The organism is uncultured Sphingomonas sp., assembly GCF_964237335.1.
GTDB lineage: Bacteria > Pseudomonadota > Alphaproteobacteria > Sphingomonadales > Sphingomonadaceae > Sphingomonas.
The window spans coordinates 1-12537 of record NZ_CAXSHM010000009.1 but is presented as its reverse complement, the minus strand read 5'-3'; the positions used below and the strand labels follow the sequence as shown (position 1 = coordinate 12537).

12 protein-coding genes, 1 tRNA gene, 3 pseudogenes and 1 other annotated feature are annotated in these 12537 nt (G+C 67.4%); of the genes and pseudogenes, 8 read left to right on the top strand and 8 right to left on the bottom strand.

Features of this window, described 5'->3' with window-relative positions; translation table 11 throughout:
• Positions 1–67 precede the first annotated feature (67 nt).
• Complete coding sequence (locus ACFE65_RS06565) at positions 68–976, top strand: LysR family transcriptional regulator (protein WP_375381546.1); 909 nt, start codon at positions 68–70, stop codon at positions 974–976.
• Positions 977–983: 7 nt separating this feature from the next.
• On the opposite strand, the gene obgE is transcribed toward ACFE65_RS06565, so the two are convergent.
• The 5 genes from obgE to rplU form a co-directional block, all read right to left on the bottom strand.
• Positions 984–2027 carry a GTPase ObgE gene (gene obgE, locus ACFE65_RS06560; RefSeq protein WP_375381545.1) on the bottom strand — a complete coding sequence of 348 codons (1044 nt, stop codon included), beginning with the start codon at positions 2025–2027 and terminating at the stop codon, positions 984–986.
• A gap of 142 nt (positions 2028–2169) precedes the next feature.
• Positions 2170–2784 carry a TetR/AcrR family transcriptional regulator gene (locus ACFE65_RS06555; RefSeq protein WP_375381544.1) on the bottom strand — a complete coding sequence of 205 codons (615 nt, stop codon included), beginning with the start codon at positions 2782–2784 and terminating at the stop codon, positions 2170–2172.
• A gap of 53 nt (positions 2785–2837) precedes the next feature.
• A complete protein-coding gene (locus ACFE65_RS06550) occupies positions 2838–3377 on the bottom strand; it encodes a GNAT family N-acetyltransferase (protein ID WP_375381543.1) in 540 nt (179 codons plus the stop codon).
• 157 nt (positions 3378–3534) lie between these two features.
• Positions 3535–3819 (bottom strand): 50S ribosomal protein L27, encoded by a 285-nt coding sequence (gene rpmA, locus ACFE65_RS06545; protein ID WP_375381542.1) that lies wholly within the window; start codon positions 3817–3819, stop codon positions 3535–3537.
• An 11-nt stretch (positions 3820–3830) separates the two neighbouring features.
• Positions 3831–4136 (bottom strand): 50S ribosomal protein L21, encoded by a 306-nt coding sequence (gene rplU / locus ACFE65_RS06540; protein ID WP_375381541.1) that lies wholly within the window; start codon positions 4134–4136, stop codon positions 3831–3833.
• A gap of 311 nt (positions 4137–4447) precedes the next feature.
• Here rplU and ACFE65_RS06535 point away from each other — a divergent pair, with 311 nt between their 5' ends.
• Positions 4448–5101 carry a GNAT family N-acetyltransferase gene (locus tag ACFE65_RS06535; protein WP_375381540.1) on the top strand — a complete coding sequence of 218 codons (654 nt, stop codon included), beginning with the start codon at positions 4448–4450 and terminating at the stop codon, positions 5099–5101.
• 28 nt (positions 5102–5129) lie between these two features.
• Positions 5130–7733, top strand: coding sequence for a TonB-dependent receptor plug domain-containing protein (locus tag ACFE65_RS06530; RefSeq protein WP_375381539.1), 2604 nt, complete (start codon positions 5130–5132; stop codon positions 7731–7733).
• 42 nt (positions 7734–7775) lie between these two features.
• Here ACFE65_RS06530 and hspQ read toward each other — a convergent pair whose 3' ends face one another.
• Positions 7776–8150 carry a heat shock protein HspQ gene (gene hspQ / locus ACFE65_RS06525; RefSeq protein ID WP_375381538.1) on the bottom strand — a complete coding sequence of 125 codons (375 nt, stop codon included), beginning with the start codon at positions 8148–8150 and terminating at the stop codon, positions 7776–7778.
• Positions 8151–8320: 170 nt separating this feature from the next.
• Between hspQ and ACFE65_RS06520 the strand changes: the two genes are divergently transcribed.
• The 3 genes from ACFE65_RS06520 (at position 8321) to ACFE65_RS06510 (ending at position 9523) form a co-directional block, all read left to right on the top strand.
• A tRNA-Ser gene (locus ACFE65_RS06520) sits at positions 8321–8410 on the top strand.
• 158 nt (positions 8411–8568) lie between these two features.
• On the top strand, positions 8569–9063 hold the full coding sequence (locus ACFE65_RS06515; RefSeq protein WP_375381537.1) for a tyrosine-type recombinase/integrase: 495 nt from the start codon (positions 8569–8571) through the stop codon (positions 9061–9063).
• The gene (locus tag ACFE65_RS06510; protein WP_375381536.1) at positions 9038–9523 is read left to right on the top strand and encodes a hypothetical protein; all 486 of its coding nucleotides are present in this window, start codon (positions 9038–9040) and stop codon (positions 9521–9523) included. Before ACFE65_RS06515 ends, ACFE65_RS06510 begins: the two co-directional genes overlap by 26 nt.
• Positions 9524–9613: 90 nt before the next feature.
• Here ACFE65_RS06510 and ACFE65_RS06505 read toward each other — a convergent pair whose 3' ends face one another.
• Positions 9614–10363, bottom strand: coding sequence for a helix-turn-helix transcriptional regulator (locus ACFE65_RS06505; RefSeq protein WP_375381535.1), 750 nt, complete (start codon positions 10361–10363; stop codon positions 9614–9616).
• Positions 10364–10456: 93 nt separating this feature from the next.
• On the opposite strand from ACFE65_RS06505, the pseudogene ACFE65_RS06500 reads away from it, so the two are divergent.
• Both ACFE65_RS06500 and ACFE65_RS06495 read left to right on the top strand, forming a co-directional pair.
• Positions 10457–10813, top strand: a pseudogene (locus tag ACFE65_RS06500) (ATP-binding cassette domain-containing protein); the annotation flags it as partial.
• A gap of 595 nt (positions 10814–11408) precedes the next feature.
• Positions 11409–11944 (top strand): annotated as a pseudogene (locus tag ACFE65_RS06495) (glutathionylspermidine synthase family protein); the annotation flags it as partial.
• A gap of 183 nt (positions 11945–12127) precedes the next feature.
• Positions 12128–12242 (bottom strand) — a sequence feature (AL1L pseudoknot).
• Here the strand turns inward: ACFE65_RS06495 and ACFE65_RS06490 are convergent.
• Positions 12144–12507 (bottom strand): annotated as a pseudogene (locus tag ACFE65_RS06490) (transposase); the annotation flags it as partial. (Overlaps the previous feature by 99 nt.)
• Between the last annotated feature and the right edge of the window lie 30 nt (positions 12508–12537).

The following is a 12537-nucleotide window of genomic DNA, read 5'->3' as shown; positions in this document are numbered from 1 at the left end:
ATTTAGCGAGCCGCGAGCCATCCGATAACGGGGTGTGATCGGGACGGGCCGTGCGGTATCGTGAACGATGGCCGATGTCGATCTCGCCGACCTGACCGCCTTCGTCGCGGTCGCGCGCGCGGGCGGCTTCCGCGAGGCGGCGCGGAGCACGGGTGGCAGCGCGTCGGGGCTGAGCGAGACGGTGCGCCGGCTGGAGGCCCGGCTCGGCGTACGCCTGCTCAACCGCACGACCCGCAGCGTGGCGCCGACGGAGGCCGGTGAGCGGCTGCTCGAACGGCTCGCCCCCGCGCTGGGCGAGGTGGCGGCGGCATTGGACGTGGTGAACGGCTTTCGCGACCGGCCCGCGGGAACGCTCCGCCTCAACGTGCCGATCAGCGCGGCACGGCTGGTGCTGCCCGATATCGTACCCGGCTTCCTCGCCGCCTATCCCGACATCCGGCTGGAGGTGATCGCGGAGGACGGGTTCGTCGACGTGCTCGCCGCCGGCTGCGATGCGGGCATCCGCTATGACGAGCGGCTGGAGCAGGACATGATCGCGGTCCCGATCGGCCCGCGCGTACAGCGATTCGCGACCGCCGCCGCGCCTGCGTATTGGGACGCACGCGGCCGCCCGGCGCATCCGCGCGACCTGCTGGGCCACGCCTGCCTGCGCGGCCGGTTCGCGAGCGGGGTGATGCCGCCCTGGGAGTTCGAACGCGACGGGGAGGTGGTCCGCGTCGACCCAACCGGCCCGCTGATCGTGCGGCCAGGCACGGCGGCGGACCTGGGCATCGCGGCCGCGATCGCCGGCGCCGGCGCCGGGGTCATCCACCTGTTCGAGGGCTGGCTACAACCGCAGCTCGACGCCGGCACGCTGGAGCCGGTGCTGGAGGAATGGTGGCAGCCGTTCAGCGGCCCCTTCCTCTATTATCCGGGCCGCCGCCACCTGCCCGCGCCGCTCCGCGCGTTCGTCGACTTCGTCCGCGCCGGCGCATAGCGGCCGATCAGACCGGCGACCATTCGAGCGGAACCTCGCCGCCGTCGTCCTCGACCGGCGACTCGGGCGTCGGGATTGCCTCCATCAGCCGGTCGAGCACCCAGTCGAGGCCGGTGCCCGAAACGCCCGAGATCGGCACCACGTCCACGCCGCTCTCCTCCGCCAGTTCGGCCGACAGCAGCTCGACCAGCTCGTCGTCGAGCGTGTCGATCTTGTTGAGCGCTACGACGTGCGGCTTGTCGATCAGGCCGGCGCCATAGGCCTCCAGCTCGTCACGCACAATACGATAGCTCTCGGCTACGTCGTCGTCCTGCGCGTCGACCAGGTGGAGCAGCACGCGGCACCGCTCGATATGCCCCAGGAACCGGTCGCCGATCCCGGCGCCGTCCGCCGCGCCCTCGATCAGGCCGGGGATGTCCGCCACCACGAACTCGCGCCCGCGATGGCGCACGACGCCGAGCTGCGGCCGGGTGGTGGTGAAGGGATATTCGCCGACCTTCGCCTGCGCGTTGGTGACGGCGTTGATGAAGGTGGACTTGCCCGCGTTGGGCAGGCCGACGAGCCCGGCGTCGGCGAGCAGCTTCAGCCGCAACCACACCCATGCCTCTTCATACGGCCAGCCGCTGCCGTGCTGGCGCGGGGCGCGGTTGGTGGATGTCTTGTAGCTCGCGTTGCCGCGCCCGCCGTCGCCGCCGCGCAGGAATATCTCGCGCTGCCCGGGGCGGGTGAAGTCGAGGAGCACGTCCTCCTTGTCCTCGGACAGGACCTGCGTGCCGACCGGCACCCGGACGAGCAGATCGGCGCCGCCCGCACCGGTGCGGTTGCTGCCCGACCCACCCGATCCGCGCTCCGCTCGGAAATGCTGGGTGTAGCGGAAGTCGATCAGGGTGTTGAGGCCGGCCACCGCCTCGAACACCACGTCGCCGCCCTTGCCGCCATTGCCGCCATCGGGGCCGCCATATTCGATATACTTCTCGCGCCGGAAGCCGACCGCGCCGGGGCCTCCGGCGCCCGAACGGCAGAAGATTTTCGCTTGGTCTAGAAAGTGCATGGCGCGCGACCTACCGCTTTAGCGAAGCTAAAGCGAGGCTGACGCGCGCCCGGCCAGCGGCGCTAAGGCGCCGTCTGACGACGTGGCCCTTCGACTGCCTGCAAGGCAGGCGCTCAGGAGAGCCTCCGCCACGGCGCCCCTTCTACCCACTCCCGCCATCCCCAACCAGCACCCCCAACGCCAGCCCCCGCGCCCGTTCCTCCGGCAAACCCAACGCCCGCGCCATCGCCGCCCCGAGCAGCGCGTCGCCCAGCGCCATCAGCACCAGCTGCAACGTCTGGTCGCCGATCGGCGGCCCCGCCGTCGTGCGACGCGCTGCCAACTCGTCCACCAGCGCGTGGATCGCATGCAGGATCGGATCGAGCGCGTCGCGGTTGCCGGTCAGGATCATCCAGCTCGCCAACGCCCCGGCACCGCCCCGGCCGAACGCGTCGAAGACCAGGTCGACGATCGCGGCATGGTCCGGGCCGCCGGTGGCGGGCGCCCGGACCAGTACCGCGTCACGGATCGTGGAGGTGATCTCCTCCGCCATCCGCTCGATCAGCGCCTGCTGCAGGCCTGCCGCCGAGCCGAAATGGTGGAGCAAAGTCGCATGCGTCCGCCCGACCCGCGCCGCCACCGCCTTCAGCGTCACGCCCTGCGGGCCATGCTCCACCAACAGCGCGCGGGCGGCCTCCAGCGCGGCGTCGCGGGACTCTGCAGGGGGCAGGCGGCGGCGGTCGGACGGGTTGGGCGGGCTGGCGGCGATCGTGGTCATCGTCCGCGATGTTGGCGGTTCGGAGCCCCAAGGCAATCGCGGCCGGCCCCCGATCAGGCGGCCACCGGCAACGCAGCCAACACGTCGAGCCGAAGCCGGTAGCGAACAGATGGATCGGCGCAGCCACGCGCGATCGACGGCGACAGGACCACGTTTCCTGTCGGCTCGAAGCCCAGCTTGCGCAGCACGCGTCCGGACGCGGGATTGTCGGCGAAGTGTCCGGCCTGGACTTCGCTGACACCCAAGCCGTGGCGGGCATGTCCGATCATCGCGCGCGCGGCTTCGGTCGCAAACCCCCGTCCCCAAACGGCGGGCGTCAGCCAGTAACCAAGCTCATGGGCCTCTTGCGCCACGTACAGTCCGATGCCGCCGATCAACCGCAGCGCGGCGTGGCTCCGCTCGAATATCAGGCAATCGGGATGGAGATGGTCGTGCGGCCGCGCGAGATACGCCTGCGCGTCGGCGATCCGGTATGGCCATGGCACGCGCGACGTCATGCGAACGACCGGCTCGTGCGCGATCGTCTCGGCGAGTACGGGTGCGTCCTCCGGCCAGCCGGGCCGGAGCATCAGTCGGGGCGTCAGCGCGAACATCTACGGCTCTCCTCGGCGGCGCGCTGCCACGTCATGATGACGCGGCGACGACAGGGCGGGAGACAAGAAAAAAGGGAGCCGGGGTGACCCTGCTCCCTTGGTTCGGTACCGTCGCGGTACCCGGGTCACCCTGGTGGGCGGCCCGGATGGACGCCCGTTATTCGGCGGCGATGGCTTGCATCTCGACGGCCGGCATCTCGACCGAACAGAACTTGCGGCCGAGCTTGCCGTCATGGAACAGCACGCGACCGTCGACGAGCGCGAACAGCGTGTGGTCCTTGCCGATGCCGACGTTGCGGCCCGGATAGAACTTAGTCCCACGCTGGCGCACCAGAATGTTGCCGGCGACCGCTTCCTGGCCGCCGAACTTCTTCACGCCGAGCCGGCGTCCCGCGGAGTCGCGACCGTTGCGCGACGAGCCGCCTGCCTTCTTATGTGCCATATGCTAACTCCTTACGCCTGGGCGCCGACCGACACGATCTTCAGGATCGTGTGGTTCTGGCGATGACCGTTGCGACGACGATAATTGTGGCGGCGCCGCTTTTTGAAGACGATGACCTTCTCGCCGCGCGCATGGGCGATGATCTCGGCGGCGACCGTCAAGCCCTCGACCGAGCGCAGCTCCGAACCCTCGCCCGCGAGCAGGACATCGCCCAGCGTGACGGACGAGCCGGCGTCGCCCTCGATGGTGTCAACGACGATCTTGTCTCCGGCGGCGACGCGATACTGCTTGCCGCCCGTGCGCACGACTGCGAACATGGCTTGTCTTCACTTCCCGAACAATGACGCCCGGCCGGGCCGAGGCCCGTCGGGATGAAGCGGCGGGCTAGTCGCGCGGAGCGCCGCTGTCAACCATCCGGCGGGGAAGCCTTATCGATCGCCGGAGCGAAAACGCTGCAGTGTAATGAGACTGAAATATCACAACCGGCAAGCGTTGTTGGATGCACACGCAAGTTTCGGTTGCGTATCGAGCGGCTCTATGGCGTTTTCCATCGTGCCGCGGCTCGGTAGGCGGCGGCCGGGGATGCAAGAAGATCGTCGCGATCTTCCGATCCAAACGTGGGGACGATGTGCAGGCGGAGGCGGTGATCGACGACGGGACGACGTGGCGGGCGCAGTATCGCCCGGTCACGATCCGCGTTGCCACGATCGCTGATGTGGAGGCGATGAATGCGCTGATCGAGCGGTCCGCGCGGGACCTGAACCAGGGACATTACACGCCGGAAGAGCTGGCGGCGGCGATCGACCACGTGTTCGGCGTCGACACGCGACTGGTCGACGACGGCTCCTACTATGTCGCCGAGCGCGACGGCGCGCTCGCGGGCTGTGGCGGCTGGAGCGGGCGGCGGACGCTGTTCGGCGGGGATCGGTTCGCGGGCCGCGAGGATATGCGGCTCGATCCCGCGACGGATGCCGCTCGCATCCGCGCCTTCTTCGTCGCACCCGATCATGCGCGTGCGGGCGTCGCCACCGCGCTGCTCGCCGCGAGCGTGGCGGCGGCACACGCGGCGGGTTTCCGGACGCTAGAGCTGATGGCGACGCTGCCGGGGGTCGCCTTCTATCAGGCCGCGGGCTTTGTCGCCGGTGAGCCGATCCTGTACCGGGCGGGCGGTGTCGACGTGCCCTTCCTGCCCATGACAAGAAAGCTGTCGGACCCGACCGGAACAATCCGGCGACCGGCATCTCCGCAGGCGGATCAACGGTTCGGGGGAGCGATGTCCTGAGAGTGCGCCTTCAAAGGGAGCATTTTCGATGACCAACATGTCCACTTCGGCCGCGGCGATCGCGGCCATGCTGCTGGCGGTGCCGGCGGCACAGGCGCAGGCGGTGTCCGGAGGGGCAGCGGCGAGCGCACCGCAGGCGGTTCCGCCGGGCGGCACCGGCACGCGTCTGGGATCGGGCGACGGCACCGGCGAGGGCCAGGCGTCCACCGCCGGTACGACCGACAACGACATCATCGTCACCGGCACGCGCGCCGGCGGCATCACCGCCGCGGAGAGCGCCACGCCGATCAAGGTGCTGAACGCCGAGACTTTGAGCCATGTCGGCCAGCCCAACCTGAACCAGGAACTGGCGCAGCTCGTGCCGTCGTTCACTGCCGAGTCGTTCGGCGGCGACACCGCCAACCTGACGCTGTCCGCACGGCTCCGCGGGCTAAGCCCCAACCAGACGCTGGTGCTGATCAACGGCAAGCGCCGCCACGGCACGGCCAACCTCCATGTGCTCGCCGGCCCCTATCAGGGATCGGCCGCGCCCGACCTCGACCTGATCGCGCCCGAGTCGATCCAGCGCATCGAGGTGCTGGAGGACGGCGCCGCCGCGCAATATGGATCGGACGCGATCGCCGGCGTCATCAACATCATCCTGAAGGACGATACGACCGGGGTCGACGGCAACGCGACCGCGGGCGAATATTACAACACCGGCGGCGAGACCTATGCCGGCACGGTCCATGTCGGCACCAAGGTCGGCGCCGCCGGCTATTTCGACGTGACCGGCTTCTATCGGTACAACGACTTCACCCAGGTCGGCGGCGTCGACCGTCGCGTGTCGACGCCCACCAACGCGTTGCAGACCAGCCTCTCGCCAGCGCAGGCCGCGCTGTACGCCGGCATCCCCGGCTATCCTTACACCAACAAGATCAACGGCAACGCCCAGTCTTATCTGACGACCGTGGACTACAACACCGGCTACGACTTCGGCGGCCTGAAGGTCTACAGCTTCGGTTCCTACGCCCGCCGCGTCGCCAGCGCGTACGAGAACCTGCGCGTTCCCGATCGCGTGATCGCCTCGCCGGTGCTGACGGTCGCGGGCTCGCTCACCACGCCGGGCGAGCTGATCCCCTTCCCCCAGGGGTTCAACCCGCGCGAGAAGATCAAGGAAAGCGATTACGCCTTCACCGGCGGCGCGAAGGGTGATCTGGGCGGCTTCGGCTATGACCTCAGCGCCACCTATGGCGCAGACAAGAACGTAATCGAGACGGTGGATTCGGCAAACCGGTCGTTGTTCATCAACACCCACGCCACGCCACGCAACTTCTACGACGGCTTCTTCCGGGCGACCGAGTTCACGGGCAACGCCGACTTCAACAAGCAAATGGACATCGGCAGCGGCTCGACGCTCAACATCGCGTTCGGCGGCGAGTATCGGCGCAACACCTACCAGATCGGCGCGGGCGACCCCGCGTCCTATTATCTTGAGGGCGGGCAGTCCTACCCCGGCTTCCGCCCGACCGACGCCGGCTTCCACAGCCGCGACAACGAGGCCGCCTATATCGATCTCGCCACCACGCTGATGAGCAAGCTGAAGCTCGACGCCGCCGGCCGGTATGAGCATTATTCGGATTTCGGTGGCCGGTTCATCGGCAAGGGCACCGCGCGCTACGACCTCACGCCCGCCTTCGCGATCCGCGGCACGGTCGATTCGGGCTTCCGAGCACCCACGCTGGCGGAGGAGTTCTATTCCGCCACCAACGTCTCGCCGACCACCGCGGTCGTCCAACTTCCCGCCAACTCGGCCGCGGCCAAGGTGCTGGGCTTCCAGAACCTCAAACCCGAGAAGTCGTTCGGGTTCAGCTTCGGTACCGTCTTCCGGCCGCTTCCGAAGCTGGCGATCACGATCGACGCCTACCAGACCAAGATCACCGACCGCATCCTGGGCACCGGAACGTTCTTCAACACGGGCGGCGCGACCAATTATCCGCTCGTGACGAACGCGATCGTCGCCAACGGCAACATCCTCGATCCGACGGTGACGCAGACGGGCATCAGCGTCTTCACCAACGGCGGCGATACGCGGACACGGGGCATCGACGCGACCGCAAGCTACGACATCGGCTTGAACGATCTCGGCGACCTGACGCTCAGCCTCTCGGGCAATTACAACAAGACGATCCTGACCAAGATCAACGCTGCGCCGGCCGGTCTGCCCGGTGCCGCGTTGTTCGATGCGGGTGCACAGAGCACGCTCACCACCGCATCGCCGCGCGTAAAGGTCGTGACGCAGGCTTTTTACACCTATCACGCGATCACGCTCATGGTGCGCGAGAACTTCTACGGCTCGACATCCGAGATGGTCAGTCCGGACGGTGGCAAGTTCTACAACAGTACGGTCGGCTTCGCCGCCATTACCGACTTGGAGGTCGGCGTAAAGCTGACGCACCAAGTCACCTTCTCGTTCGGCGCCCAGAACCTGACCGACAAGAAGCCGCCGACGTACCTCCTGCTGGCGAACGCGAGCAATCCCAACCAGCCGATCGTCGCAACGGGCGGCAACGTGTACGATGCGCCGATGACGTTCTCGCCCTACGGCATTAACGGTGGTTATTATTACGGAAGGCTGGCGTTCAAGTTCTGACGCTCGCGCGCCGGGCCGCGCCTCGCGCGGTCCGGCGTCACCCTAGTGCCGGTGCTCGCGGCGCAATTCGTAGCGCCCGTCGGCATAGGCCTTGAACAGGCCCGGGATCGCCGGGTGCTCCACAGGCTCGTCCGTGTCGTCGGCGAGCAGGTTCTGCTGGCTGACATAGGCTATGTAGCTCGCCTCGGCATTCTCGGCGAGCAGATGGTAGAACGGCTGGTCCTTGCGCGGGCGCATGTCCTCCGGGATCGCGTCATACCACTCGTCCGAATTGGCGAACACGGGATCGACGTCGAACACCACGCCGCGGAAATCCAGCAACCGATGGCGGACGATATCGCCGATCGCGAAATCGGCATGCGAGACAGGTGGCGCCACCGGGGCGGTAGCGGCAGGGAACACGGCGCGGGGATGCATCGTCTCTATCTAGTCGAAGGCGCGCGCCGCACAAGCCGCCTGGATCGCGGGATGCGCCCGAGCGATCCCGCCATCGGCCGGCTTGTGCGCCGCGGAGCCTTGGGCTAAGCGCGCGCCTTCGGCCGGCCCGGCCCGTGCGCGGTATGATCGCGCAACCCGGATCGCCTCGCGGAGAGGTGCCAGAGTGGTCGATTGGGACGGTCTCGAAAACCGTTGTGCCCTCGCGGGTACCGTGGGTTCGAATCCCACCCTCTCCGCCAAGGCTTGATCCACCGTTGACCGACGTTGTCCGGCAAAGCTTGTTTTCTTTAGATTTTCCGCGCTTTCTCGGCCCGACGTCGTCCGAGGTGGTCCGCATGCAGCCGAACGCGAATGGGGGTATTCTGGGAGTATGGCCCCCGATCGTGCGGAGGTATGCATGCTGACCGACAAGGGGGTGCTCGCCGCGGCAGCTCGCGACAAGCCCTACAAGGTGCCGGACTCTGGAGGCCTCTTCCTCCACGTGTCGGCCGCCGGCACCCGGACGTGGCGCTTCAAGTTCCGAAAAGGCGGCAAGGAGAAGCTGCTCGTGATCGGGCGCTATCCCGAGGTCAGCCTCAAGGCCGCGCGGCTCGCGCGGGACGAGGCGAAGCGGACGCTCGCGGCCGGCAAGGATCCGGCGCTCGAGCGTCGGCGCGTGCGGCTTGTGGGCGAGGGACGCGCGGAGGAGACCTTCGAGAAGTGGGCCAGGTCCTGGCACGAGCAGCAGAAGGGGCGTTGGAAGCCGGTCCATGCCGACGACGTGATCACCAGCATGGAACGGGATCTGTTCCCGTCGCTCGGCGCCTACCCGATCACCGACATCGACGAGCCCCTGCTGCTGGCCGCGCCACGTGCCCAGCGAGTACATGAAGCTGGAGTTCGATCTTCGTGACGACGACGAGTGGGACCACTTCGTGCCGCTCGCGCCCTCCGCCGTCGTGGTCCTCTTCGCCGTGCGCGCCCTCACAGGGGCGGGACCGCTGGTGTTTCCGTCGACCTGGTCCGTCCACGATCCCATGAGCGCGAACGCGATCGGCTATCTCTACAACCGCATCGGCTTCAAGGGCGTGCACGTGCCGCGCAGTTGGCGCAGCGCGTTTTCCACCGTGATGAACGGTCTGGTCGAGCGGACGCATCCGGGGGCCGACAGGCTGCTGATCGATCGACTGATCATCGATCTGATGCTCGCGCACGTCCCCACCGGGATGAGCGAGACCGAGTTCCGCTACAACCGGAGCCGCTACATGGAGCGGCGGCGCGAACTTGCGGAGCAGTGGTCGGATCTCCTCGTCGGCGGCCTCCCGCCCGCCGCGTCCCTGCTCTCCGGCAGGCGCAGGCCGCTGGCCCGCTAATGGCATGAGATGACGATGCCGCTCGCGTCCGTGCGTCGCCGCGCACGCCTGCCTTTGCTCGGGCTCGGCATCGGCGTTCGCCGCGATGCGCTACTTCGGATCGCGGAGCCAATCGGCGACGTCCTCCTCGCGCCAGCGCGACATCCGGGTGCCGAGGGTCACGGGCGCCGGGAACCTCTTCTCCTCGATCTTCTGGTAGAGCGTGCTCTTGCTCATGCCCGTGCGCTCCAGGACCTTGTCGCGCCTGAGCAGGTCGCCGACCGGCAGCGGTGGCCGCTCCGGCGCCGTCGTGACGATTTCCGGTCCGTTGCCGTGAGCGGTGAGCGGCTGGCGTGCGGGCCGGTCGAGCGGGACCGCGGCGTCCCTGAAGACGGCCCGGCCCCCGGCGCGCTCCAGGATCTCGTCGACCTCGTTCCTAGGCACGAGGATCCAGTGGGTCGGCGTCGCGTCGGGATCGTAGGGCGCTGCCGGGTTCATGCCGCTCCACGCGAAGCGGGCCAGCGGATCGTCCATCTCCCATTCGTTGGTATGCAGGAGCCTTGGTGCGCCTCCGCCGAACGGACGGATGAAGGAGCGCAGCCGACCCGTCACGAGGAGGTCGTGCAGGACGGAAATGAGCGCGGGCGCCTCGCCGCGGTTGTTCCGATCGAAGCCTGTCGGTTCCCCGGTCGTGAACGCCTCGGCGATCTCGGCGCCATCCTGGCCGAACACCAGACCCACGTAGAGGAGCACCGCCTCCGATAGTAGCATGTGGTCCTTCGAGCGGAAGCGGAAGGGATCGCCGGCCTCGTAGATCTCCCACGGCGATGAGGGGGGCAACAGCCTCGCGATCTCCATCATTGCGGCCTACGTCCTCGTCCTTGAGGTTGCGTGAAGTCGGATTGTAGGAGCGATCGCTCCAGGCGCGAAGCTGATGGCGGTTCGCGTCGAGGAGGTCCCAACGGCGCCGGCAAGACGACGCTGATCAGCATCGTGTGCGGGACGGTGACGATGACCTCCGGCACGATCACCTTCGACGGTCGCGACGTGGTGCGCGACTACAAACACGCGCACGCCGCGATCGGGCTGATGCCGCAGGAGATCGCGGTCGACATCTTTGCGACGGTTTGGAATACGGTCGCGTTCAGTCGCATAATGTTTGGCAGCCCGCCGAAGCCAGCCTACCTCGAACAGCTGCTGCGCGACCTGTCGCTCTGGGACAAGCGCGCGAGCCGCATCAGCGAGCTATCGGGCGGGATGAAGCGCCGGGTGATGATCGCCAAGGCGCTGGCGCACGAAGGCGAAGCGCTAACCGGCCAGCAATAACTGCCCGGCGTGCGCCTATCCCCGGTCGCCGAAATCCTCTTCCTCGAAATAGCGCACGGGATGATCGTGCGCGACGTCGGCGATCGCGTCCCGCAGTGCCGTGTTAAGCGTCAGCATAGCGCGCTGCAGGGTAATCGTCTGCTTAGCCCTTCCGCAAAGCCCTGATCGGAGCGATAATCGTCGCAGAGAGGCAATCATGAAGGCCGCTCTGAAGATCACGAGCGCGTTGGCGGCGACTTTGCTGGCGGCCGCTTGCCAGCGCGAGGACAATGGCTGGACCGCCGATCGCGACACTGCCGTCTGCGTCGACAAGACGGGAAAGCGCGTGCCGGACGCACAATGCCCGCGGACCGCCGAGGCCGGCCACGGCGTCGGGGTCAGCCTCTTCCTCTGGTATTACCTCGGCCGCAGCAGCGTCGTGCCCTACTATGGCGAGCCGGTTCGGGGTGAATCGTTCACCGGTCGGACCGGCACCTCCTACGGCCGCGCGCCGGCCGAGGTCGCGATGACGGTCCGCTGCGATCAGCCGCGGCGGCTTTGGATCGTCGGCGTATGGCGGCGCGGGCGGTGGGGCAGGCGAATGAACCGCCGTACCATCAAGCCGCGCGCCGACTGGCAGGCGAAGGTCGAGGAGCTCGGCCTGATTGGCACACCGCCGATGGCCGACCGTATTGGGACGAGAGCGAGTTCTACAGCTTCACGCTGGCCCAGATCGATGAGATCGAGGCCGCCACGACGGAGCTCTTTAGGCTGTTCCTGGAGGCCGGGCAGCATGTCGTAGACAGGCTCGATCTCCTCGCTTAGTTCGGTATCCCGTCGTTCTGCCACGATGCGATCCGCGTCGCGTGGAATGCTAAACCGCCCGCGCTGAACTTCGGTCGGTTCGATGCAGGCTATGACGGCAAGGACCCGCCCAAGCTGTTCGAGTTCAACTGCGATACGCCCACGTCGCTGCTGGAGGCGGCGGTGGTGCAATGGGCAAGGAACGAGGAGGTGTTCCCCGCTCTTGATCAGTTCAATAGCCTGCACGACAGACTGGTGGCGAAGTGGCGCGACATCAGCTCCTACCTCGGCGGTCATCTTCACTTTGCGCATACGGCCGACGCTGCTGGCGACGCGGACGGCGGCTGGCACATGTCACGCAAGCACGAGACGTTGACCAGCGCGAAGCTGTTCTACTGCTTCGTTGATTTCGCAATGGGCACGCGGTCGCCGCCCTTCACGTACGTAGTTCCAGCGCCTCTTGTCGCGACCACGCTCGCCTTGTCGCACACAGCGTGACTTGGCCAGCTTGGCGCTAAGGGCCAGCAGCGCAACGACAGCGCGGCTCGACCCCATAGGCATCGCGATAATCGTCAATGAACGCGATTATCGCTTGAACGGGCGGTCGAGCTCCGCCTGAGCAAAATATGCTGACGCCCCCTCGACAGGCTCGGGACAGGCTTGCGCAGAATCTCGATGGCCTGTCGCAGCTCGCGAACCTCGCGTTCCAGCGCCTTTAGCTTGTCCACCACCTCAGACGCCACGCCAGCGCGCTTGCCGCTGTCAACCTCCGCCTTCTTCAACCACCCGTGCAGCGTCTGCGGTACGCAGCCGATCTTCTCCGCGATCGACACCACCGTCGCCCACCTGGATGGATGATGCCGCTCGTGGTCAGAGGTGGCTCGGTTTGTCTGCACAGGCTCGCGGCTTGGATAAGTGGATTGCCG

What these genes read in the sequence shown, in the direction of transcription:
- ACFE65_RS06565 (WP_375381546.1), top strand. Translation starts at nt 68, where the DNA reads ATGGCCGATGTCGATCTCGCCGACCTGACCGCCTTCGTCGCGGTCGCG.
- obgE (WP_375381545.1), bottom strand. Translation starts at nt 2,027, where the DNA reads ATGCACTTTCTAGACCAAGCGAAAATCTTCTGCCGTTCGGGCGCCGGA.
- ACFE65_RS06555 (WP_375381544.1), bottom strand. Translation starts at nt 2,784, where the DNA reads ATGACCACGATCGCCGCCAGCCCGCCCAACCCGTCCGACCGCCGCCGC.
- ACFE65_RS06550 (WP_375381543.1), bottom strand. Translation starts at nt 3,377, where the DNA reads ATGTTCGCGCTGACGCCCCGACTGATGCTCCGGCCCGGCTGGCCGGAG.
- rpmA (WP_375381542.1), bottom strand. Translation starts at nt 3,819, where the DNA reads ATGGCACATAAGAAGGCAGGCGGCTCGTCGCGCAACGGTCGCGACTCC.
- rplU (WP_375381541.1), bottom strand. Translation starts at nt 4,136, where the DNA reads ATGTTCGCAGTCGTGCGCACGGGCGGCAAGCAGTATCGCGTCGCCGCC.
- ACFE65_RS06530 (WP_375381539.1), top strand. Translation starts at nt 5,130, where the DNA reads ATGACCAACATGTCCACTTCGGCCGCGGCGATCGCGGCCATGCTGCTG.
- hspQ (WP_375381538.1), bottom strand. Translation starts at nt 8,150, where the DNA reads ATGCATCCCCGCGCCGTGTTCCCTGCCGCTACCGCCCCGGTGGCGCCA.
- ACFE65_RS06515 (WP_375381537.1), top strand. Translation starts at nt 8,569, where the DNA reads ATGCTGACCGACAAGGGGGTGCTCGCCGCGGCAGCTCGCGACAAGCCC.
- ACFE65_RS06510 (WP_375381536.1), top strand. Translation starts at nt 9,038, where the DNA reads ATGAAGCTGGAGTTCGATCTTCGTGACGACGACGAGTGGGACCACTTC.
- ACFE65_RS06505 (WP_375381535.1), bottom strand. Translation starts at nt 10,363, where the DNA reads ATGATGGAGATCGCGAGGCTGTTGCCCCCCTCATCGCCGTGGGAGATC.